This window comes from Mycolicibacterium celeriflavum (assembly GCF_010731795.1).
Classification (GTDB): domain Bacteria; phylum Actinomycetota; class Actinomycetes; order Mycobacteriales; family Mycobacteriaceae; genus Mycobacterium; species Mycobacterium celeriflavum.
This window is the reverse complement of sequence record NZ_AP022591.1, coordinates 1,490,134-1,512,910: the sequence shown is the minus strand read 5'-3', so window position 1 is coordinate 1,512,910 and position 22,777 is coordinate 1,490,134. Positions and strand designations below refer to the sequence as shown.

22 protein-coding genes are annotated in these 22,777 nt (G+C 68.2%); 17 read left to right on the top strand and 5 right to left on the bottom strand.

The genetic code is table 11. The annotated features are described in order from the left end of the window. Positions 1–26 precede the first annotated feature (26 nt). A complete protein-coding gene (locus G6N18_RS07380; RefSeq protein WP_082999872.1) occupies positions 27–902 on the top strand; it encodes a TIGR03619 family F420-dependent LLM class oxidoreductase in 876 nt (291 codons plus the stop codon). A 75-nt stretch (positions 903–977) separates the two neighbouring features. On the opposite strand, the gene G6N18_RS07375 is transcribed toward G6N18_RS07380, so the two are convergent. Continuing rightward, entirely contained in the window at positions 978–1,649 is a 672-nt protein-coding gene (locus G6N18_RS07375) for a fasciclin domain-containing protein (protein WP_082999873.1), read from the bottom strand. Between the two features lie 168 nt (positions 1,650–1,817). Between G6N18_RS07375 and dxr the strand changes: the two genes are divergently transcribed. From dxr to G6N18_RS07340, 7 genes are all read left to right on the top strand, one after another. Beyond that, positions 1,818–2,978 carry a 1-deoxy-D-xylulose-5-phosphate reductoisomerase gene (dxr, locus tag G6N18_RS07370; protein WP_083000010.1) on the top strand — a complete coding sequence of 387 codons (1,161 nt, stop codon included), beginning with the start codon at positions 1,818–1,820 and terminating at the stop codon, positions 2,976–2,978. Beyond that, positions 2,975–4,198: a M50 family metallopeptidase gene (locus tag G6N18_RS07365; protein WP_082999874.1), complete on the top strand. Its 1,224-nt coding sequence runs from the start codon at positions 2,975–2,977 to the stop codon at positions 4,196–4,198. The genes dxr and G6N18_RS07365 overlap by 4 nt, the downstream gene beginning before the upstream one ends. A gap of 7 nt (positions 4,199–4,205) precedes the next feature. Continuing rightward, on the top strand, positions 4,206–5,387 hold the full coding sequence (ispG, locus tag G6N18_RS07360; protein ID WP_067225003.1) for a flavodoxin-dependent (E)-4-hydroxy-3-methylbut-2-enyl-diphosphate synthase: 1,182 nt from the start codon (positions 4,206–4,208) through the stop codon (positions 5,385–5,387). A gap of 56 nt (positions 5,388–5,443) precedes the next feature. Further along, positions 5,444–6,298, top strand: a complete 855-nt coding sequence (locus G6N18_RS07355) for a GNAT family N-acetyltransferase (protein ID WP_082999875.1) — start codon at positions 5,444–5,446, stop codon at positions 6,296–6,298. Positions 6,299–6,334: 36 nt separating this feature from the next. After that, complete coding sequence (locus G6N18_RS07350) at positions 6,335–6,994, top strand: GNAT family N-acetyltransferase (protein ID WP_067225001.1); 660 nt, start codon at positions 6,335–6,337, stop codon at positions 6,992–6,994. Positions 6,995–7,135: 141 nt separating this feature from the next. Next, complete coding sequence (locus G6N18_RS07345; RefSeq protein ID WP_067225000.1) at positions 7,136–8,944, top strand: penicillin-binding transpeptidase domain-containing protein; 1,809 nt, start codon at positions 7,136–7,138, stop codon at positions 8,942–8,944. 21 nt (positions 8,945–8,965) lie between these two features. Then, entirely contained in the window at positions 8,966–9,541 is a 576-nt protein-coding gene (locus tag G6N18_RS07340; RefSeq protein WP_067224999.1) for a DUF1707 SHOCT-like domain-containing protein, read from the top strand. Here G6N18_RS07340 and G6N18_RS07335 read toward each other — a convergent pair. Next, the gene (locus G6N18_RS07335; RefSeq protein ID WP_082999876.1) at positions 9,538–9,984 is read right to left on the bottom strand and encodes a nuclear transport factor 2 family protein; all 447 of its coding nucleotides are present in this window, start codon (positions 9,982–9,984) and stop codon (positions 9,538–9,540) included. The two genes, G6N18_RS07340 and G6N18_RS07335, sit on opposite strands and share 4 nt — an antisense overlap. A gap of 10 nt (positions 9,985–9,994) precedes the next feature. Next, the gene (locus G6N18_RS07330; protein WP_067224997.1) at positions 9,995–10,381 is read right to left on the bottom strand and encodes a PaaI family thioesterase; all 387 of its coding nucleotides are present in this window, start codon (positions 10,379–10,381) and stop codon (positions 9,995–9,997) included. Between the two features lie 84 nt (positions 10,382–10,465). Between G6N18_RS07330 and map the strand changes: the two genes are divergently transcribed. The 4 genes from map to G6N18_RS07310 all read left to right on the top strand — a co-directional run bounded on the left by map (position 10,466) and on the right by G6N18_RS07310 (position 14,181). Next, positions 10,466–11,326, top strand: coding sequence for a type I methionyl aminopeptidase (map, locus tag G6N18_RS07325; RefSeq protein WP_067224996.1), 861 nt, complete (start codon positions 10,466–10,468; stop codon positions 11,324–11,326). Positions 11,327–11,396: 70 nt separating this feature from the next. After that, positions 11,397–12,893: a cobyric acid synthase gene (locus G6N18_RS07320; RefSeq protein ID WP_082999877.1), complete on the top strand. Its 1,497-nt coding sequence runs from the start codon at positions 11,397–11,399 to the stop codon at positions 12,891–12,893. Then, positions 12,893–13,555 carry a hypothetical protein gene (locus tag G6N18_RS07315; protein WP_067224994.1) on the top strand — a complete coding sequence of 221 codons (663 nt, stop codon included), beginning with the start codon at positions 12,893–12,895 and terminating at the stop codon, positions 13,553–13,555. Before G6N18_RS07320 ends, G6N18_RS07315 begins: the two co-directional genes overlap by 1 nt. 62 nt (positions 13,556–13,617) lie before the next feature. Next, positions 13,618–14,181, top strand: coding sequence for an alpha/beta fold hydrolase (locus G6N18_RS07310; RefSeq protein WP_059099732.1), 564 nt, complete (start codon positions 13,618–13,620; stop codon positions 14,179–14,181). A 1-nt stretch (position 14,182) separates the two neighbouring features. On the opposite strand, the gene ngg is transcribed toward G6N18_RS07310, so the two are convergent. Next, positions 14,183–15,949, bottom strand: coding sequence for an N-acetylglutaminylglutamine synthetase (gene ngg / locus G6N18_RS07305; protein ID WP_082999878.1), 1,767 nt, complete (start codon positions 15,947–15,949; stop codon positions 14,183–14,185). Continuing rightward, positions 15,946–17,745: an N-acetylglutaminylglutamine amidotransferase gene (locus tag G6N18_RS07300; protein WP_082999879.1), complete on the bottom strand. Its 1,800-nt coding sequence runs from the start codon at positions 17,743–17,745 to the stop codon at positions 15,946–15,948. Before G6N18_RS07300 ends, ngg begins: the two co-directional genes overlap by 4 nt. A gap of 270 nt (positions 17,746–18,015) precedes the next feature. On the opposite strand from G6N18_RS07300, the gene G6N18_RS07295 reads away from it, so the two are divergent. From G6N18_RS07295 to G6N18_RS07275, 5 genes are all read left to right on the top strand, one after another. Further along, on the top strand, positions 18,016–19,383 hold the full coding sequence (locus G6N18_RS07295; protein WP_082999880.1) for a glutamine synthetase family protein: 1,368 nt from the start codon (positions 18,016–18,018) through the stop codon (positions 19,381–19,383). Positions 19,384–19,408: 25 nt separating this feature from the next. Then, complete coding sequence (locus G6N18_RS07290; RefSeq protein ID WP_234806070.1) at positions 19,409–20,134, top strand: gamma-glutamyl-gamma-aminobutyrate hydrolase family protein; 726 nt, start codon at positions 19,409–19,411, stop codon at positions 20,132–20,134. Continuing rightward, complete coding sequence (locus G6N18_RS07285) at positions 20,131–21,495, top strand: aldehyde dehydrogenase family protein (RefSeq protein WP_082999882.1); 1,365 nt, start codon at positions 20,131–20,133, stop codon at positions 21,493–21,495. The genes G6N18_RS07290 and G6N18_RS07285 overlap by 4 nt, the downstream gene beginning before the upstream one ends. Beyond that, entirely contained in the window at positions 21,492–22,268 is a 777-nt protein-coding gene (locus G6N18_RS07280) for a 3-oxoacyl-ACP reductase (protein WP_179962419.1), read from the top strand. The genes G6N18_RS07285 and G6N18_RS07280 overlap by 4 nt, the downstream gene beginning before the upstream one ends. A 154-nt stretch (positions 22,269–22,422) precedes the next feature. Further along, positions 22,423–22,752 carry an ArsR/SmtB family transcription factor gene (locus G6N18_RS07275; RefSeq protein ID WP_059099738.1) on the top strand — a complete coding sequence of 110 codons (330 nt, stop codon included), beginning with the start codon at positions 22,423–22,425 and terminating at the stop codon, positions 22,750–22,752. Positions 22,753–22,777: the final 25 nt, after the last annotated feature.

The window sequence follows — 22,777 nt, the reverse complement described above, 5'->3', positions numbered from 1 at the left end:
CCCGGAATTCGCGATAGAGAAACAGGATGGAATTCTGGTCCGGCACCGCGTTCATGAAAACGTCAGAAATTCTCGGTCTCGCACGCACCTTCGACGAGGCCGGCTACGACGGGATGGTCTGCTCGGACCACATGATCTATCCCCGCGAGCTCGCCTCGCCGTATCCCGACTCACCGACCGGCAAGCCGATGTGGGCGCCCGAGACCGCCTGGCCGGACTGCTGGGTGCAGATCGGCGCGATGGCGGCGGTGACGAAGCGGTTGCGGTTCTCCAACGCCGTCTACATTGCGCCGGCGCGTCCGCTGCTCGAGGTGGCCAAGCAGGTCGCGACGGCCTCAGTGCTGTCCGACGGGCGGGTGTCGCTGGCCGCGGGCGTCGGCTGGATGCGCGAGGAATACGAGTTGATGGGCCAGGATTTCAGCAACCGCGGCAAGCGCCTCGACGAGATGATCCCCGCGCTGCGGGCGCTGTGGCGGGGCGGCTGGGTGTCGTGGAGCGGTGAGAACTACCAGGTGCCGGAGATGATGATCGAACCTCATCCCGTCGCGCCGGTGCCGATTCTGTGCGGAGGGGAGTCCGAGGCGGCACTCCGTCGCGCAGCACGACTCTGTGACGGCTGGGTGGGCTACGCCTACAAGTGGGACGACGCAGTCGGCTACGCGCAGAAGTTGCGCTCGCTGCTGCGCGAGTACGGCCGCGAGGGCGAACCGTTCGCCATCATGCTGGCGCTGCTGGAACCACCGTCGCCGGACTTGTACAAGCGGGCCGGAGACGCCGGGATCACCGCGGTCATGTGCAGTCCGTGGATGGGGATGGACCTGGCGTCCGGTGGTGGTGTCGAGCGGTACAAGGAGCCCATCGAGAGGTTCGCCGAGGACATCATCGCGAGGGTGCGGACCTGAGGCTGCGCCACCGAGCGGGAGGGAGAGCAGCCCGTTGGGGGATCGGGCTGCCCTCCAGTCCTGTTGTGCCGCGGATCAATTCATCGGAGGCATCAGCACCGCGTCGATGAGGTACACGGTCGCATTGGCGGTGCGCACGCCACCGCACACCACGTTGGCGTCGTTGGCCTTGATGGCCTCACCGCCACCGGTGACGTCGACCTCGGCGCCCTGCACCGTCTTGTGCGTGCCGATCACCTGCGCCGGATCTGCCTGGCCGGGCACCACGTGGTAGGTCAGGATGCTCGTCAGCAGATCCGAGTCGGTCTTCAGTTTCTCGATGGTCGCCGGATCGAGCTTTGCGAATGCGTCATCGGTCGGGGCGAACACCGTGAACTGGCTGCTGTCGAGGGTTTCGACGAGGTTCACGTCCGGGTTGAGCTTGCCCGACAGCGCCGAGGTCAGCGTGGTCAACATCGGGTTGTTCGCCGCGGCGACGGTCACCGGATCCAGCGCCATCCCCGACACCGATCCCGGGCCCGTGGGGTTCTGGGCGGCGTAGTCGGCACATCCGGGACCGACCAGACCGGCGGCCGGGTCCATCGGCCGATCCATCGGGGTGGGCGCGACGCTGGTCGCACCGGCAGTGGTCTGCGCGGCGGCGGTGGGCGCCGGGCTGGTGGTGTCGTTCGAACACGCCGAGAAGGTCAGGATCGCGGCCGCGGCCACCCCCGCCGCCGTGACGGACTTGCGGAACTCGATATTCATGCGCTGCTCCCTTGTCGCGGACGGGCCGGTGCCGCCCTCTGCTGTGACACCCGAAGATTCGGATCCACGTCGCAAGGCGGATGGATTGCGTCAGATTTGCGTCACATTCGGGTGCGCCGCTGACTCGCCGGGTGACGTCGCGCCGTGCGCAGGCGGCACAATGGTTCGGTGAGTGCAAGACGACGCGTGCTGATCCTCGGCAGCACCGGGTCGATCGGTACCCAGGCGCTGGAGGTCATCGGCGCCAATCCCGATCGCTTCGAGGTCGTCGGCCTGGCCGCCGGCGGCGGCAACCCGGACCTGCTGGCGCGCCAGCGCGCCGCGACCGGTGTGACCAACATCGCCGTAGCCGACGAAAGCGCCGCCGCGCGCGTCGGCGACGTCACCTACGCCGGACCGCAGGCCGTCACCCGACTCGTCGAGAACACCGAGGCCGACGTGGTGCTCAACGCGCTCGTCGGCGCACTGGGGCTCGAACCGACGCTCGCCGCGCTGGCGACCGGCGCGCGGCTGGCCCTGGCCAACAAGGAATCCTTGGTCGCCGGTGGACCACTGGTGCTCAAAGCGGCCCAGCCGGGCCAGATCGTGCCCGTCGACTCCGAACACTCCGCGATGGCCCAGTGCCTGCGCGGCGGCACCCCGGACGAGGTCGCCAAGATCGTGCTGACCGCGTCGGGTGGCCCGTTCCGCGGCTGGACCCCAGACAAGCTGGAAGCGGCCACCCCTGAGCAGGCCGGTGCCCATCCCACCTGGTCGATGGGCCCGATGAACACGCTGAACTCGGCCTCGCTGGTCAACAAGGGGCTGGAGCTTATCGAAACCCACCTGCTGTTCGGGGTGCCCTACGACCGCATCGAGGTGGTGGTTCACCCGCAGTCGGTCGTGCACTCGATGGTCACCTTCACCGACGGTTCGACGCTGGCACAGGCCAGTCCGCCGGACATGAAGCTGCCGATCGCGCTGGCGCTGGGCTGGCCCCAACGGGTCCCCGCGGCCGCGCTGGCCTGCGACTTCTCCACCGTGTCGACCTGGGATTTCGAGCCGCTCGACGATGAGGTGTTCCCGGCGGTGAGCCTGGCTCGCCGGGCGGGCGAAGCGGGCGGCTGCCTGACCGCGGTCTACAACGCCGCCAACGAGGAAGCGGCGGCGGCGTTCCTCGACGGGCGCATCCGTTTCCCGGCCATCGTGCGCACCATCGGCGACGTGCTGCGCGCTGCCGACCAGTGGGCCGCCGAACCGGCTACCGTGGAAGACGTACTTGATGCCCAGCAGTGGGCACGTGACCGCGCGCAGCGCGCGGTCGAGCGGGAGGTAATCACCACCAGATGATGTGGTTCATCGGTGTCGCGCTGTTCGCGTTGGCCATCCTGGTGTCGGTGGCCCTGCACGAATGCGGCCACATGTGGGTGGCGCGCGCCACCGGCATGAAGGTGCGCCGCTACTTCGTCGGCTTCGGCCCGACGCTGTGGTCCACCTGGCGCACGAACAAGCTCGGCGACCGGACCGAATACGGCGTCAAGGCGGTCCCGCTCGGCGGGTTCTGCGACATCGCGGGCATGACGTCGATCGAGGAACTCGCGCCCGACGAACGGGACCGCGCGATGTACAAGCAGAAGACCTGGAAGCGGGCCGCGGTGCTGGGCGCAGGCCCCGCCATGAACTTCGTCATCGGCCTGGTGCTGATCTACGGCATCGCGGTCGTCTGGGGACTGCCCAACCTGCATGCGCCGACCACCGCGATCGTCGGCGAGACGTCGTGCGTGAAGGCCGAAGTCAGCAAGGGCCAGCTCGGCGACTGCCTGGCCCCCTCGCCGGCCGCCGCCGCCGGCATCGAGGCCGGCGACACCGTGGTCAAGATCGGTGACACCCCGGTGGCCAACTTCGACGAGCTGGTCACCGCTGTGCGCAAACTCGACGAGCCCACGCAGTTCACGGTGCAACGCGATGGCAGCGAGTTCACCACGCTCGTCGACGTCGTCCCGGCCCAGCGCTGGGTCACCGACGGTGACACGTCCGCGCCCGAGCCGGTCGGCTCGGTCGGCATCACCGCGGCACGGTTCGGACCGACCCAGTACAACGCGCTGACGGCGGTGCCGGGCACGTTCGCGTTCACCGGCGACCTCGCCGTGGAGATCGGCAAGTCGCTGGCCAAGCTGCCGACCAAGATGGGTGCGTTGGTGCGCTCCATCGCCGGCGAGGAACGCGACCCCGAGACACCGATCAGCGTGGTCGGCGCCAGCATCATCGGCGGCGACGCCGTCGACCAGGGGCTGTGGGTGGCGTTCTGGTTCTTCCTGGCCCAGTTGAACTTCGTGCTCGGCGCGATCAACCTCGTTCCGCTGTTGCCGTTCGACGGTGGCCACATCGCGATCGCGTTCTACGAGAAAATCCGAAACATGATCCGGTCGGCACGCGGCATGGTGGCCGCGGGTCCGGTCAACTACCTCAAGCTGATGCCCGCCACGTACGTGATCCTCGTCGTGGTGGCCGGCTACATGCTGTTGACCGTGACCGCCGACTTCGTCAACCCGATCAGAATCTTCCAGTAGGAGAGTTATGTCCGTCGGCAGCATTGGGCAACAGATAGGCCTCGGTATGCCGGCCCCACCGGCACCGGTTCTGGCCCCGCGGCGCAAGACCCGCCAGTTGATGGTCGGCGATGTCGGCATCGGCAGCGACCACCCGATCGCGGTGCAGTCCATGTGCACCACCAAGACCCACGACGTCAACAGCACGCTGCAGCAGATCGCGGAGTTGACCGCATCCGGTTGCGACATCGTCCGGGTGGCGTGCCCGCGCCAGGAGGACGCCGACGCGCTCCCGGCCATCGCGAAGAAGTCGAAGATCCCGGTAATCGCCGACATCCACTTCCAGCCGAAGTACATCTTCGCCGCGATCGACGCCGGTTGCGCCGCCGTGCGCGTCAACCCCGGCAACATCAAGGAGTTCGACGGCCGGGTCGGCGAGGTCGCCAAAGCCGCAGGCGCCGCAGGCATTCCGATTCGCATCGGCGTCAACGCCGGATCGCTGGACAAGCGTTTCATGGAGAAGTACGGCAAGGCCACGCCCGAGGCGCTGGTCGAGTCTGCGCTGTGGGAGGCGTCGCTGTTCGAAGAGCACGGCTTCGGCGATATCAAGATCAGTGTCAAGCACAACGACCCGGTCGTGATGGTGGCCGCTTACGAGCAGTTGGCCGCGCAGTGTGACTATCCGCTGCATCTCGGTGTCACCGAGGCGGGCCCGGCCTTCCAGGGCACCATCAAGTCGGCGGTCGCATTCGGTGCGCTGCTGTCGAAGGGGATCGGCGACACCATCCGCGTCTCGCTGTCTGCGCCGCCCGCCGAGGAGGTCAAGGTCGGCAACCAGATACTCGAATCGCTGAACCTGCGTCCGCGGTCGCTGGAGATCGTGTCGTGCCCGTCGTGTGGACGCGCCCAGGTCGACGTTTACACGCTGGCCAACGAAGTCACCGCCGGACTCGAGGGCATGGAGGTTCCGTTGCGTGTCGCGGTGATGGGCTGCGTGGTCAACGGCCCGGGCGAGGCTCGGGAAGCTGATCTCGGTGTCGCGTCGGGCAACGGCAAGGGGCAGATCTTCGTCAAGGGTGAGGTGATCAAGACCGTCCCCGAGGCGCAGATCGTCGAGACGCTGATCGAAGAGGCGATGCGGTTGGCCGACCAGATGAACACAGAGCCCGGAACAGATACCAGCGGTTCGCCGGTCGTGACCGTAAGCTGAGTGTGATCCCACACACTGGGTGACTCCCCGCCCGGCGTCGGTTAGAAAGAGTTCCCATGTCGGCACCGCCGCTGTTTCGTCACGTCGACGAGCGACGGGTCTCCGTGGTGCGCGACGTCGGCGCGGTGATGCGGGTCCTCGACGAGGATCCGGTCGGATCCTGCATGGTCGCCTGCCGGGTCGCCGAACACGGTGTGGAGCCGTCGGCGATCGGCGGCGAACTGTGGACGCGGCGCCGGCCCACCGAATCGCTGTGCTACGCCGGCGCGAACCTGATTCCGTTGCGCGGCGCGGCAAGTGACCTATACGCGTTCGCCGAGAAGGCGATGAGCACCGCGCGGCGCTGCTCGTCGCTGGTCGGGCGGGCCGAGTTGGTGCTGCCGATGTGGCGTCGCCTGGAGCCGGCCTGGGGCAGCGCGCGTGACGTGCGCGAGCATCAGCCGTTGATGGCGCTGAGCACACCGCCGCAATGCGCCCTCGATCCGGCCGTACGCCAGGTGCGCGCCGACGAACTCGACGCATACCTCGTCGCCTCGATCGACATGTTCATCGGTGAGGTCGGCATCGACCCGCGCCTCGGCGACGGCGGTCGTGGTTACCGTCGCCGCGTCGCCGGGCTGATCGCCGCCGGCCGCGCCTGGGCCCGCTTCGAACGCGGCGAGGTGGTGTTCAAGGCCGAGGTCGGCTCGCAGTCGCCGTCCGTCGGGCAGATTCAGGGTGTGTGGGTGCACCCCGACTGGCGTGGCCGCGGTCTGGGCACCGCGGGTACCGCCACTTTGGCGTCGGCCGTGGTGCGGTCCGGTCGCACGGCGAGCTTGTACGTCAACGACTTCAACGCGGTCGCCAGAGCCACCTACGACCGCGTCGGCTTCCGTCAGGTGGGAACGTTCGCGACGGTTCTGCTCGACTGACGGTTCCTCCCCGCCCGTCTGTCCTACGCTCACGTCATGGCTGACGACGATCGCACAATCGCGCGCAGAGAGATCGCCGACACGATGGTCCGGGCGCTGGAGCGGCGGCACGAACTCCTCGACATCATCGTGGATTCCGAGGACTACGACGCGGCCATCGAGGCGATCGCGGACATGCTCGGCGCGTCGCACGTGGCCGCCGAAGCGGTGCTGCGCTTGTCGTTCGACCGGCTGACCAAGGTGTCGCGGCGCCGAATCGCCGCCGAACTCGAGGACCTCAACAATCAGCTGAGCTTCACCATGGGCGAACCCGTCCGGACGGCCGACAGCCTGGTGCTGCGTCCGTTCCTCGCGGCAGCCGACCGCGACATCTTCGCCGCCCGCACCCAGGATGTCCGCGAGGCCGGCGACGGGTCGCGAGCCCCGGCGGGCGACCTCGACGACGAGATTCGCATCGGGTTGCGGCGCGTCGACGCCGAGGAGGCCGCCTGGCTGGTCGCGGTGCAGGGCACCGAGAAGGTCGGCATGGTGTTCGGCGACCTCGTGGGCGGCGAGGTCAACGTGCGGATCTGGATCCACCCCGACTACCGCAAGCAGGGGTACGGCACCGCCGCGTTGCGCAAGTCGCGGTCGGAAATGGCCGCCTATTTCCCGGCGGTGCCGTTGGTGGTGCGGGCACCGGCGGCGGGTTCCTAGCCGCTCTCTGGCCGCGTCCGCCCACTAAGGGGTTGATCGCATGCAGCGGGTGCGGGCGATCCACCCGTTAAGCCGACTGACGGGGCAGAAACCGGTGCGCCTCCCGCGGTTGCAGGTCTCGAGTTCGTAACATCTGCCCCAATGGCAACTACAGCATCACGTGTCGCAGCCCTGCTGGTGGTTGGAGCAGTGGTCGTGAGCCTCAACAGCGCCTGTACGCCCAAGCCCGCTGGACCCGAACCGGCCGCCGAGAAATTCTTCGCCGCGCTGGCCACCGGCGACACCACCCGAGCGGCCGAGCTCAGCGACCGGCCCGCCGAGGCGCGCGAAGCGCTCAACGCGGCGTGGGCGGGTCTGCAGGCCACCCACTTGGACACCCAGATCCTGGGCTCCGAGTACGCCGAGGACACCGGAAGCGTCACCTACCGATACACCTGGCATCTGCCGAAGGACCGCACCTGGACCTACGACGGGCAGCTGAACATGGTCCGCGAAGAGGGCCGGTGGGAGGTGCGGTGGAGCACCACCGGACTGCACCCGAGACTCGGCGAGAACCAAACCTTCGCGCTGCGGGCCGACGAACCGCCGCGGGCCTCGGTGATCGAGCGTGGTGGCACCGAGGTGCTGGTGCCCGGTTACCACTACAGCTACGCGTTGGACGCCGGCGCGGCAGGCGAAGAGCTGATGCCGACCGCGCGCGCCGTCGTCGACGCACTGCGGCCGTTCGACAACACGTTGGACGCTCAGCGGCTCGCGGAGCAGGCCAGCTCGTCGAAGCAGCCGCTGAACCTGATCACGCTGCGCAAGTCCGACCATGACCGGGTGGCCGCCGCGATCGGGTCCCGACCCGGTGTGGTCATCACGCCGCTGGCCGAAATACTGCCCACCGACGAGAGTTTCGCGCCCGCGATCATCAGCGAGGTCAAGAAGGCGGTGGTCGGCGAACTCAGCGGTCAGGCGGGCTGGCGGGTGGTCACCGTCAACCAGAACGGCGTCGACGTCGGCGTGCTCAACGAGGTGCCGGGCGAGCCCGCCCCCTCGATCACGATCAGCCTCGACCGCGCGGTCCAGAACGCCGCGCAGAACGCCGTTGACTTCACCGGCAAGAAGGCGATGATCGTCGTCGTCAAACCGTCCACCGGCGAGATCCTCGCGGTGGCGCAGAACGCGTCGGCCGACACCGAGGGCCTGATCGCCACCAACGGCCTGTATCCGCCGGGATCGACGTTCAAGATGGTGACCGCCGGGGCGGCCATCGAACGCGACATGGCCACCCCCAACACGTTGCTTCCGTGCCCCGGCACGATGGACATCGGCCACCGCACGGTGCCCAACTACGGCGGGTTCGACCTCGGCACCGTGCCGATGTCGCGGGCCTTCGCCAGTTCGTGCAACACCACGTTCGCCGAACTGGCCAGCCGGATGCCGCCGCGCGGTCTGACAAAGGCCGCGGCGAAGTACGGCATCGGCACCGATTACGAGATCGAGGGGCTCACGACCGTGACCGGGTCGGTGCCGCCGACGGTCGACCTCGCCGAGCGCACCGAAGACGGCTTCGGGCAGGGCAAAGTGCTGGCCAGCCCGTTCGGCATGGCGATGGCCGCAGCGACCGTCGCGGCCGGGGAAACACCGGTGCCGCAACTCATTCAGGGCAGGCCGACGGTGGTACACGATGCGCCGGAGCCGATCAGCCAGAAAATGCTCGAGGGGCTGCGGCCGATGATGCGGCTGGTGGTGACCAACGGCACCGCCGAGGATCTGCAGGGTGCCGGCGACGTGCGAGGCAAAACCGGTGAGGCGGAGTTCGCGGGCGGGTCGCACTCCTGGTTCGCGGGGTACCGCGGCGACATGGCGTTCGCCGCGCTGATCGTCGGTGGCGGCTCCTCGGAGTACGCCGTACGGATGATCAAGGGCATGCTCGACGGGCTGCCGCCGGACTATCTGGCCTGAGTAACCTGTTTCTACAAGGCCATGACCGGTATCGAGAAGCACGACGTGATGCGCGTCTCCGACGCCGACCGCAACGGCACACTGCGGCGGCTGCACAACGCCGTCGCCCTGGGCCTGATCGACATCGAGGAGTTCGAGGAGCGGTCGGCGGCGGTGGCCCGGGCGCGGCTGCACTCCGACCTCGACGCGCTCGTCGGCGACCTGCCGGGGCCGGGCGCAATCGTCACCTCGGCAGCCGACCGGGTGGAGTTGCGCGGTGTGCTGGGCTCGCTCAAGCGACACGGCGAATGGACGGTCCCCAGCCGACTCGCGCTGCACAGACGGATGGGTTCGGTGGATCTGGACCTCACCAGGGCGCGGTTCGCCGGACCGATGGTCGTCATCGAACTCGACCTGAAGTTCGGTGGCCTCGAACTGCGGCTACCCGACGGCGCCAGCGCCTCGATCGACGATGTGGAGGTCGCCGTCGGCAGCGCGCACGACCATCGCCGGGACGCGCCCGCCGAGGGCACGCCGCACGTCATCTTGACCGGCAAGGTGGTCTGCGGCTCGGTGGACATCCGAGGGCCTCGCAAATCCTGGTTCAAGCGGGGCTAACGCCGAAACAGCGCGGCTCCGGTGCGGGCCAGCCGTCCCCAGCCGGCGGGGCGACCCGCCAGTTTCACCGCCAACGGCGCGGAGTCGAAATACGAAACACGTTCGGCGATCAAACCTTTGGTGAACGTGAACCGGTCGACCGCATCCCAGGCGATCGGCTTGCCGCCGTAGGTTCCGCTCAGCGTGAACTCGATGAACACCTCGTGGCGGCCGTGGCCGACGCGATGCACGTCGGCGTGCAGATCGGGCACCAGCGCGAACAGCCGCTGAAACGACTCCAGGCAGGCCTGCTTGCCGCGCAGCCGGCCCATCATCGGCTGGACCAACACGATGTCGTCGCTCCACAGCGCCTCGTGTTTCGCCAGATCCGGGGTGCGCCAGGTGTCGGCGAACCGTTCGGCGAACCGGGTGGCGAACTCGTCGTCAACTTCGTCGATCGTCATGGCTCAAACGCTAGCGGGGATCGAGCACCGCGAAGCTCAACGTCGAACGGGCCGCCAGGCGGTCGCGGCCGACATCGGTGACGTCGACGGCGGTGACGATCAGCCGCTTGCCGGCGCGCACGATGGTGGCCTGCGCCCTCGCGGGCCCCACGACGATCGGCGCGACGAAGTGAACGTTGAGGTCCGTGGTCGTCACGCTCTGTTCCGACCCCACGTGGCGGGCGGCCAGCCGGCCGGCGGCGATATCGATCAGCGTCGCCACCAAGCCGCCCTGCAGGGCCCCACGGATATTCGTCAGGTCGGGCCGGTTGTCCATCTCGATGACCAGCCGCTCGTCGGTCTCCACCACATCCCGCATGCCCAGCCGACCGAGCAGATGGCCTGGTGTGACCTCCATGGGCACCGACTCGCTTAGCATGGCTATACGTTAGCATTGTTCTCCGCTACGGAGATTGCCATTCTCATGGCTATCCTTGGCGTCATGCCTGTTCGTACCGCCCTTCGCCCCGGTGTGGTATCGCCCACGCTGCCGGTGCCCAACTCGATCGCCCGGCCCGAATACGTCGGTAGGTCGACGGCGCGGGAGGGCGACGAACCCTGGGTGCAGACCCCCGAGGTGATCGAGAAGATGCGGGTGGCCGGCCGGATCGCGGCGGGTGCGCTCGCCGAGGCCGGTAAGGCCGTTGCGCCCGGTGTCACCACCGACGAGCTGGACCGCATCGCCCACGAGTACATGGTCGAGCACGGCGCCTACCCGTCGACGCTGGGCTACAAGGGCTACCCGAAGTCCTGCTGCACCTCGCTGAACGAGATCATCTGCCACGGCATCCCGGACTCGACCGTCATCGAGGACGGCGACATCGTCAACATCGACGTGACCGCCTACATCGATGGCGTGCACGGCGACACCAACGCGACTTTCCTCGCCGGTGACGTGTCCGAGGAGCATCGCCTGCTCGTCGAGCGCACGCACGAAGCGACGATGCGCGCGATCAAGGCCGTCAAACCGGGCCGCCAGCTGTCGATTGTCGGCCGGGTCATCGAGGCGTACGCGAACCGGTTCGGCTACAACGTCGTTCGCGACTTCACCGGCCACGGCATCGGCACCACCTTTCACAACGGCCTGGTCGTGCTGCACTTCGACCAGCCGGCGGTGCAGACGGTGCTGGAACCCGGTATGACGTTCACCATCGAGCCGATGATCAACCTCGGTGGGCTGGACTACGAGATCTGGGACGACGGTTGGACCGTCGCCACCACCGACAAGAAGTGGACCGCGCAGTTCGAACACACGTTGGTGGTCACCGACGACGGCGCCGAGATCCTGACCCTCGCCGAATAGGGCGCTCGATTGTGAATCCGACGACGCCGAGGCGCGGATTTCCGTCGCCAAATTCACATTCGGCACTACCATGACCGGCGCGCTGCTGGTCGCAGGCACCACGTCGGACGCCGGCAAGTCGATGGTGGTGGCCGGGCTGTGCCGGCTGTTGGCGCGCAAGGGTATTCGCGTCGCGCCGTTCAAGGCGCAGAACATGTCCAACAACTCCGCGGTCACCATCGACGGCGGCGAGGTCGGCCGCGCGCAGGCGATGCAGGCCCGTGCTGCAGGCCTTGCACCGCACACACGCTTCAACCCGATCCTGCTCAAACCGGGCAGCGACCGCAGCTCCCAACTGGTCGTGCGCGGCAAGGTCGTCGACACCGTCAGCGCCAAGGACTACTTCACCCACCGCGAGCGCCTCGCCGCGGTGGTCGCCGACGAACTCGCGCAGCTGCGCTCCGATTTCGACGTCGTCCTCTGCGAGGGTGCCGGCTCTCCTGCCGAGATCAACTTGCGCACAACCGATCTGGCGAACATGGGGCTGGCACGCGCGGCGGATCTTCCGGTGATCGTGGTCGGCGACATCGACCGCGGCGGATTGCTCGCCCACCTGTACGGCACGGTCGCGGTGCTGCACCCGCAGGACCAACGGCTGATCGCCGGGTTCGTCGTCAACAAGTTTCGTGGCGACCCGTCGCTGCTGGCGCCGGGACTGGCGCAGCTGCAGGAGCTGTCCGGGCGACCGACCTACGGTGTCATTCCCTATGCCGACGGGTTGTGGCTCGACACCGAGGACTCCGTCTCGGTGGTCGCGCATCGCGTGGTCGGCGAACCGGCGCCACCGCGCGGGCAGGAGTGGTTGCGGGTGGCCGCGATCCGGCTGCCTCGCATCTCCAACTCGACCGACGTCGAGGCACTGGCGTGCGAGCCCGGCGTGCTGGTGCGCTGGGTCACCGACCCCGCAGATCTCGCCGACGCCGACGTCGTCCTGGTCCCCGGCAGCAAGGCGACCGTCGCCGACCTGGACTGGCTGCGCCGCAGCGGCCTGGCCGAAGCGCTGGACACGCACGCCGCCCGCGGCAGGCCGCTGCTCGGCATATGCGGCGGGTTCCAGATGCTGTGTGCGCGCATCGACGATCCGGTGGAGTCACGCGCCGGCGTCGTGGCGGGCCTGAACCTACTCGACGCGGACATCGTCTTCAACGACACCAAGACCTTGCGGCGTCACCAGGAACCATTGTCCGGCTACGAAATTCACCACGGCCAGGTCAGCCGCTCGACGGAGGGCGAGTGGCTTGGCTCTGGCATTTCAGTGGGCCTTCACCGCGGAGCCGTGTACGGCACACACTGGCACGGGCTGCTCGACAACGACGCCGTGCGGCGCGCGTGGCTGACCGAGGCCGCCGCCGCTGCCGGCCGCGCCGGGTTCGTTGTCGCCGACGACGTCGACGTCAGCGCCCGCCGCGACGCCCAACTCGACCTGATGGCCGACCTGCTGACCAGCCATCTCGACCTCGACGCGGTCCTCGCTCTGCTGGACGACGGCCCCCCGGCCCGGCCCACCGTCGTGACCGGACTGCGCTGATGAACTGGCGGCACGGAATGGTGGCCGTCCTCGCGGCGGTGACACTGACCGGATGCGCGCACCAGGTCGCGGGCACCGCGACCTGGCCCGGCGCCCGGTTGGACCGCGCATTGCTCACCGCCGCCGACTTCCCGCAGGGGGTGCAGTACGACCGTGTCGTCCGCGACCCGGGGCGGGGCGACGGCGCGGGACCGCCGCCGGCCATGCTGTCGCGTCCCGCGGGCTGCTCGGAGGGGCTCACCCGGGTCATCGCCGAGTCGGCCGAACGGGGGCCGGGCAGCGCCGCAGAGTACGTCGTCGGCTACGACGGTGCCCGCATCGTGATGACGGTGTTGACCTGGCATCTCGATCTCGACAAGTTGGCGGCCACCGCGCAACGCTGCGCGCGCTTCCAGACGTTCTTCGACCCGTTCTCGCCGGGCATCCCGATGACGACGACCAAGATGGACACCACCCGCGCGGACGCGCTCGTCTACGAGCAGACAATGCGCCTGAGCGGGATCGACAGCCGCGTGTATTTCTCGTTCGAGAACGTCGGAAACATGGGTGTGTACGGCGTCGCGTTTCCGGTACCGAATCCGACGATTCCGGTCAAAGCCGCGCTGCCGCAGACCTTTCTGGACATCGCGGCCCGACAGGCCGAGCGCGTCCCGACCGGCTGACGGCGGCGTTCACTACCCGCGAAACGACCGCGGCGGCCCATCGACCGCTGTAGCGTGTCCCAATGCCATCCACCACGGTCACGGTTGAGGGAATCAGCGTGCCCGTCGATGTCGCAGGTCCCGACAAGGGCTCTGTCGTGGTGGTGCTCGGCGCGGCGCACCAGTCGACCGCCGCCTACGACGCGGTCTGTCAGCGGCTGCACACGGCGTCGCTGCGCACCGTCGTCGTTCCTCCCGATCCGCGGCTGACCGCCAAGTCGGTCGTGGCCATCCTCGACGCGCTCGACGTGAAGTGGGCGCTGCTCGTCGGCGACCGCATCGGTGGGGAACTGGCGTGGGAACTCGCCGCGACCCGACTCGACCGGTTCATCGGGCTGGTCGTCATCGACCGCGGACATCCGCGGGTCGCCGACGCCGCCGGCGTCATCCGCGACGAGCACTGCCCGCCGGTGGAGATGAACACCACCGCGCTGGTCAGCACCCCCGCCGCCCGCGCGATCGCCCGGGCCAGCCAGCGTTACGTGTACGGCGACTATCGGATGGTCGACCTGCTGGGCAGGCGCAACGCTCACGAATCGACCGCGCAGCTGGCCGCAGAGATCGTGATGCGCACCAGCACCTGGTAGCTCAGGTCGCCTCTTCGGGTGTCCAGGCCTGCGGCAGCGCGGGACTTCCCGGGAACAGAAAATCGACGAAAGCCTTTGCGGTGGGCTGAGGTTCGTGATTGGCCAACCCCGGCCGCTCATTGGCTTCGATGAAGACGTACTCCGGTTCGCTGACATCGGGCACCAACAGGTCGATACCGGTCACCGGGACGCCGATCGCATCGGCCGCCTTGACCGCGACCTCGCACAGATGAGGGTCGACCTTCGCCGTCACATCGTGAATGGTGCCGCCCTGGTGCAGGTTTGCGGTCCGGCGCACCCGCAGCCGTTGCCCTTCGGGTAGCACGTCGTCAAAGGTCCAGCCCGCCTCGGTGACCGTCGCCTCGGTGACCGCGTCGATCGGAATGCGGGACTCGCCCCCGGTCGCCGCCGCCCGTCGCCGGCTCTGCGCCTCGATGAGCTCGCGCACGGTGTGGTGCCCGGTCCCGACGACCTCCGCCGGCCTACGCAACGCGGCGGCCACCACCTTGCCGTCGATCACCACCAGGCGCAGGTCATCGCCGGGCGCCCGCTGCTCGATCAACACGTGCGGATGCTCCTCGCGGGCGCGGGCCAGCGCGGCGTCCAGTTCCTCCGGGCCGCTGACCCCGACGGTGATCCCCTTGCCCTGCTCGCCCCGGGTGGGCTTGACCACGACGTCGCCGACTTCCTCGAGGAACGCGTGGTCCTTCTCGTCGAAGGTGGCCAGCCGCCCCTTGGGCACCGCGATACCGGCCTCGGCCACGAGTCGGCGGGTCAGCCGCTTGTCGTCGCAACGCGCCATCGCCACCGCGGAGGTGTACTCCGACAACGACTCCCGGGTGAGGACGCTGCGGCCGCCGTGCGACAGCCGCATCTCACCGGCCTCGGCGTCGAGCACCTCCACCCAGATACCGCGGCGCATGGCCTCGTCGGCGATGATGCGCGCGTAGGGGTTCAGGTCCTCGACGGTTTCCGGCGGATGGGTGAACAGCGGTTCGTTGATCGCGTTCTTGCGCTTGACGGCCATGACCGGGACGCGCTCGAACCCGAGTTTCTCGTACAGCGAGATCGCTGCCACGTTGTCGTGGCTCACCGACAGGTCCATGTACGCCCGGCCTCGGTCGCGGTAGATCGTCGCCAGCGCGCGGGTGAGCGCAGCGCCGACGCCGGGCAGGCTGGTGGTCGGGTCGACGGCCAAGGTCCACAGGCTCGAGCCGTTCTCCGGGTCGGAGAACAGCCGCTTGTGGTCGACGCCGGTGACGGTGCCCACCACCGCGCCGTCGTCGTCACGCACCGCGACCAGGTAGTCGAGCGCGTCCTGGGTCCGGTGGTTCTGCCACAACACCTCGACCGGCCCGGGCACCATGCCGCAGCGCACGTAGACGCGGTTCATCTCGTCGGCGTCCTCGGCGCTCTGCAGAGCCCGCACCGAGAACCCGGTCGGTGTCGGGTCCGGTTCGTGGTCTTCGGTGAATCTCAGCCGGTAGGTGTGGCTCGGATCGATGAACAGTTCGGCGGGGGCCATCGACACCAGCACATGGGGTTCGCGGGCGTAGATGCAGATGTCGCGACGGCCTGGCCCCTCGTGGCGCAACACCTCGGCGAGCTTCTGGGGGTCGGCAAACGTCTGCCCGAAAATGAGTCGGCCCCAACCCATTTCGATCACCACATCGTCGGCCATCGCATCGACGAGGTGCTGGGGCGAAGCGTGGTGAAGGCCGAGGGTGATGGCTTCGGTCTGGTCGGTCTCGGGACCGGTTGCCGTCATGCCGCGGGCCCTGTGATCCCGTGCCGCTGTAGCCACAGTTCCAGCAGTGCGAGCTGCCAGAGTTCGTTGCCGCGCAGCGGGGTGAGCCGACCGTTCGGGTCGGCGAGCAGCCGGTCGATCGCCGCGGGACGGAACAGGTCGCGCTCCTTGGCGGCGGGTGCGTACAGCGCGTCGCGCACCATGTCCAGGTACGGACCCTCCAGGTGGGTGAGCGCGGGAACGGGGAAATAGCCCTTCGGCCGGTCGATGACCTCGGCCGGGATGACCCGTCGCGCGGCCTGCTTCAGCACGCCCTTGCCCTCGTGCGCGATCTTCAGCTCGGGCGGGCAGGTCGCGGCGAGCTCGACGAGCTCGTGGTCGAGGAACGGAACCCGGCCCTCCAGGCCCCACGCCATGGTCATGTTGTCGACGCGCTTGACTGGGTCGTCGACGAGCATCACGGTGGTGTCGAGCCGCAGCGCACGGTCGATGCCGGTCTCGGCGCCCGCCCGCGCGAAGTTCTCGGTGACGAAGCGCAGGCTGGGGTCGTCGGGTGTGGCGAATGTGGGCGAGACGAGCGCCTCGTAGCCGGAGCGGTCGCGGTCGAAGAACGCGTCGCGGTAAATCCCCACCGACTCGTCGAGCGAGGCCGCGCCCGCCATCGGCGGGTACCAGTGGTATCCGGCGAACACCTCGTCGGCGCCCTGGCCGGATTGCACCACCTTGACGTGCTTGGCCACCTCCTGGCTGAGCAGATAGAACGCGACACAGTCATGGCTGACCATCGGTTCGCTCATCGCGCCGATCGCGCCGTCGAGCGCGGGCAGCATCCGCTCGGTGCCGATGCGGATCTGGTGATGGTCGGTGCCGAAGCGCTCGGCGATGATGTCGGAGTACTTGAACTCGTCGCCTGCGACGCCGCCCACCGATTCGAAGCCGATGGAGAACGTCGCCAGCCCGTGCTGACCGGCCTCGGCGAGCAGCCCGACGATCAAGCTGGAGTCGACGCCGCCGGAGAGCAGGCAGCCGACCGGAACGTCGGAAACCAGCCGGCGGTCGACCGCGACGCGTAGCGCGGCCAGAACCGCGTCCTCCCAGTCACGTTCGGACCAGTCGGCGCGGTCCGCGTGCCGGGTGAAGTCCGGTTCCCAGTAAGTCCGGGTGCTGCGGCTGCCGTCCGGTTCGATTGCCATCAGCGACGCCGGAGGCACCTTGGTCACCCCACGCAGAATCGTGCGCGGTGCGGGCACCACCGAGTGGAAAGTCATGTAGTGATGCAGGGCGACCGGGTCGATGCGGGTGTCCACATCGCCGCCCGCCAAAAGCCCCGGAAGCGACGACGCGAAACGGATGCGGGCGGGATTCTCGCTGACGTACAGCGGTTTGATCCCCAGCCGGTCGCGGCCGAGCAGCACCCGACCGCTGTCACGCTCGACGATCGCGAACGCGAACATGCCGTAGAGCCGGTCGACGAACCGGTCGCCCCAATGGTGGTAAGCCTTGAGCAGGACCTCGGTGTCGCTGTGGGAGAAGAACCGGTAGCCGTACTCGCTGAGCTCCCGGCGCAGCTGCTTGTAGTTGTAGATGCAGCCGTTCCAGGCGACCGCCAGACCGAGTTCGGAGTCGAGCATCGGCTGACCGCCCGCTTCGGACAGATCGATGATCTTCAGGCGACGGTGTCCCAGCGCGACCCGGCCCGCAGACCACACGCCCGCCGAATCCGGACCCCGTGGCGCCATCGCCTCGGCCATGGCTGACACAGCTGTGACGTCAGGCACCCGGCCGTCGAGACGCACCTCGCCGGTGGCTCCACACACGCCAAGGACTTTACCCTTGTGGAAGCTGGCGAAACCCGTGACGGGTGTGACTTGCCTCTACCCACGCTGGTGGCGCCCTAGGCCATGGCGGGGAGTCCCTCGGCGAGCAACAACCAGAACACCGAGAGGTGCAGGACTTCGCGTCCATCGACGAGCCGGGTCGTTCGGGAGTGACAATTGTAGAAGTGTTCGCTGCGAACGCCGGAGCGAACCACCGGCAATGGTTGACTACCCGTCATCTCTGGTTTCGAGGAAGGGCCCCGCAGCGGAATGAGCGTCACATCAGGCATGTTGTCGCAGGCCGATCTCGAGCGCCTGGTGGCAGCCGGAGACATCGACACGGTGATCGTCGCGTTCTGCGACATGCAGGGCAGGCTGACCGGGAAGCGGGTATCGGGCCGGCTGTTCGTCGAGGAAGTCGCCGAACACGGCGCCGAGTGCTGCAATTACCTGCTGGCGGTCGACGTCGACATGAACACGGTCGACGGATATTCGATGTCGAGCTGGGAGACCGGTTACGGCGACATGGTGATGACGCCCGACTTCTCGACGTTGCGGCTGATTCCGTGGTTGCCCGGAACGGCGATGGTGATGGCCGATCTCGGCTGGCACGACGGCACTCCGGTCCAGCAGGCCCCGCGCAGCATTCTCAACCGCCAGATCGATCGGCTCACCGAGCGGCGCCTGGTGCCCTACGTCGGCACCGAACTCGAATTCATGGTGTTCGACGACAGCTTCCGCGCGGCCTGGGCGAAGGGTTACCGGGACATGACGGCGGGCTCGGACTATAACGTCGACTACGCGATGCTCGGCTCGACGCGGATGGAGCCGCTGCTGCGCGACATCCGGCTCGGCATGGCAGGCGCGGGCATGTACTGCGAGGGCGTGAAGGGTGAATGCAATCTCGGCCAGCAGGAGATCGCGTTCCGATACGACCATGCCCGCGTCACCTGCGACAACCACACGATCTACAAGAACGGCGCCAGGGAGATCGCCGACCAGCACGGCAAGAGCCTGACGTTCATGGCGAAATTCGATGCGCGAGAAGGCAACAGCTGCCACATCCACATCTCGCTGCGCGGAGACGACGACAGCCCGGTGTTCGCCGACGATGACGATCCGGTGGGCATGTCGTCGATGTTCCGCAGCTTCATTGCCGGGCAGCTGGCAACGCTCCGTGAGCTCACGCTGTTCTACGCGCCGAACATCAACTCCTACAAGCGGTTTGTCGACAGCAGTTTCGCCCCGACCGCGATCGCGTGGGGGTTGGACAACCGGACCTGCGCGCTGCGGGTCGTCGGCCATGGTCATGGCATGCGGATGGAGAACCGGGCGCCCGGCGGCGATGTCAACCAGTATCTCGCGGTGTCGGCCCTGATCGCCGGCGGGGTGTACGGCATCGACCGGGAGCTCGAGCTGCCCGAGCCCATCGAGGGGAACGCGTATACCAGTGGCGCCGAACGGCTTCCGACGACGCTCGCCGAAGCGGCGGCGTTGTTCGAGAAGTCCGAGGTTGCGCGGGCTGCGTTCGGCGATGAAGTCGTCGAGCACTACCTCAACAACGCGCGCGTCGAGCTGACCGCCTTCAATGCCGCCGTCACGGACTGGGAGAGGGTGCGAGGCTTTGAGCGGCTCTAGTTCTCGCGCAGAGAAGGTGCGGCCGGTGCTCGGGTTGACCACGTATCTGCAGCAGGCGCAGACCGGGGTGTGGGATGTGCGGGCGAGCTTCCTGCCCGCGATCTACTCCGAGGGCGTGGAATTGGCGGGGGGCATTTCGATGCTGCTTCCTCCGCAACGGATCGACGACGACATCGCCGAGCGGGTGCTCGACGGCATCGACGGACTCATTCTCACCGGCGGCCGGGACGTCGTGCCCGCGCACTACGGTCAGCAGCCGCACCCGGCCACCGACGAGGACGTCGCCGACAACCGGCGCCGCGATGAGTTCGAGTTCGCGTTGGTGCGGGGTGCGATGCGGCGCGCCATGCCGGTGCTGGGCATCTGCCGCGGAGCCCAGGTGCTCAACGTCGCGCTGGGCGGGACGCTGCACCAGCACCTGCCCGACGTCATCGGCCACCGCCGCCATCAGCAGGGCGATGCGGTGTTCACCACCTCGACGGTGCGCACCCTGCCGGGTAGCCGGTTGGCCGCGCTGATCGGCGAGTCGTCGGACGCGCAGTGCTACCACCACCAGGCGATCGACGAACTCGGCGACGGGTTGGTTGTCAGCGCCCGCGACGACGACGGGGTCATCGAAGCGGTCGAAGTCCCGGATCGCTGGGTGCTGGCGGTGCAGTGGCATCCCGAAGAGCGCCTCGACGACCTGCGGTTGTTCGCCGCGGTCGTCGAGGCCGCGAGCACGTACGCGAACGAAAGGGCACAGGCGTGACCGCATCCGATGTCATCAACCCCGCCACCGAGGAGCTGCTGAGAACCGTCGAGCAGACCGACGAAGCCGCGGTTGACGACGCGGTCGCGCGAGCGAAAGCGACGCAACGGGATTGGGCGCGTCGGGCTCCCGCCGACCGGGCGGCCGCGCTGCGCGCCTTCGCCGCGACGGTGGACGCGCACGTCGACGAGTTGGCGGCGTTGGAAGTCGCGAACTCCGGGCATCCGATCGGCAACGCCGAATGGGAGGCCGGCCACGTCCGCGACGTGCTGCAGTTCTACGCCGCCGCACCGGAACGCCTGTCGGGCAAGCAGATTCCGGTCGCCGGCGGCATCAACGTGACGTTCAACGAGCCGCTCGGGGTGGTCGGCGTCATCACCCCGTGGAACTTCCCGATGACGATCGCGTCGTGGGGCTTCGCGCCCGCACTTGCCGCGGGAAACGCGGTGCTGGTCAAACCGGCCGAGTGGACACCGCTCACCACGATCCGGTTGGGGGAGTTGGCCATCGAATCGGGGATACCCGCCGACCTGTTGCAGGTGCTGCCCGGTAAGGGTGGGGTGGTCGGCGAGCGGTTCGTCAGCCATCCCGACGTACGCAAGATCGTGTTCACCGGGTCCACCGAGGTCGGCACCCGGGTGATGGCGGGCGCGGCCAGTCGGGTCAAGCGCGTCACGCTCGAGCTGGGTGGCAAGAGCGCCAACATCGTGTTCGACGACTGCGATCTGGAGCAGGCGGCGGCCACCGCGCCGTACGGGGTGTTCGACAATGCCGGCCAGGACTGCTGTGCCCGCAGCCGGATCCTGGTGCAGCGCAGCGTTTACGACCGCTTCATGGAGTTGTTCGAGCCCGCCGTCAAGGGCGTCGTCGTCGGGGACCCGCGAGCCAAGGACACCGAGATGGGCCCATTGGTGTCGAAGGCGCACTGGAACTCCGTCGCCTCGTTCGTGCCCGACGAGGCGCCCGTCGCATTCCGGGGGTCGGCGCCGTCGGACCCGGGGTACTGGTTCCCGCCGACCGTGCTGACGCCGCAGCGCACCGACCGCACGGTGCGCGAAGAGATCTTCGGGCCGGTGGTCACCGTGTTGCCCTTCGACGACGAGACCGATGCGATCGCGCTCGCCAACGACACCCCTTACGGGTTGTCCGGGTCGATCTGGACCGACAACCTGTCGCGGGCGTTGCGGGTATCGCGCGCGATCGAATCCGGCAACCTGTCGGTCAACTCGCATGCGTCGGTGCGCTACAACACGCCGTTCGGGGGGTTCAAACAGTCCGGCCTCGGCCGCGAACTCGGCCCCGACGCGCCGCTGTCGTTCACCGAGACCAAGAACGTCTTCGTCGCTGTCCGGGAGGCCTGATGGATCTGACGCGGCGGCTCGCCGGCAAGGTGGCCGTGGTGACCGGCGGCGGCAGTGGGATCGGGTTGGCGGCCGCGCGGCGCATGCGCGCCGAGGGTGCCACCATCGTCGTCGGCGACGTCGACCCGACAGCCGGCAAGAAGGTGGCCGACGAGTTGGAGGCGACGTTCATACCGGTGGACGTTTCCGACGTCGCGGCGGTCGACGCGCTGTTCGACACCGCCGCCGAGACGCACGGCGCCGTCGACATCGCGTTCAACAACGCCGGTATCTCTCCTCCGGAGGACGACCTCATCGAGAACACCGGGCTGGACGCCTGGCAGCGGGTGCAGGATGTCAACCTCAAATCGGTGTTCCTGTGCTGCAAGGCCGCACTGCGCCACATGGTGCCCCGGCAGAAGGGGTCGATCATCAACACCGCGTCGTTCGTTGCGGTGATGGGTTCGGCCACCTCGCAGATCTCCTACACCGCGTCCAAGGGCGGCGTGCTCGCGATGTCGCGCGAGCTCGGGGTGCAGTACGCGCGGCAGGGCATCCGGGTCAACGCGCTGTGTCCCGGGCCGGTGAACACCCCGCTGCTGCAGGAGTTGTTCGCCAAGGACCCGGAACGGGCAGCGAGGCGGCTGGTGCACGTCCCGGTCGGCCGGTTCGCCGAACCCGAGGAGATCGCGGCCGCGGTCGCGTTCCTCGCCAGCGACGACGCGTCGTTCGTCACCGCTTCGGCCTTCCTTGTCGACGGCGGCATCAGCGGTCACTACGTCACCCCGCTGTAGGCGAGCACTATTTCTGCGCGAGCGTGCGCGTCTGTCGCCGACACACCGCTGAGTTTCAGACACTTGCGCACGCTCGTGCACTCGCGAGCGTGCAAAAGCGGCGCGAAAGATCGCTTCGGCGCTTTCGTGCAGCTTCCTCGATAAACTGCGCACCATGGTCCGGTCCGGTAGCCGAACGGAAGCCAAGGATGTGACGTCCGCCTTAGCCGACGTCGACACGACCGGCTGGACGGTGCGCTTCGACCTGCTCTCCGACCCGAACCGGCTCGAGATTCTGTTGGTGCTGCACCGGGCGCCGGGCATCTGCGTCGGCGATCTGGCCGCCGCGCTCGGCCGGTCGGAGAACGCCGTGTCGCAAGCGCTGCGGGTACTGCGCCAGCAGGGTTGGGTGTCGTCCACGCGGGTCGGGCGCACGGTCAGCTACCGCCTGCAGGACCAGACCGTGCACGACCTGTTGCACTGGATCGGCGCCCGCCACAGCTGACCCGGCGATTTCCCCCGTCCGCCGC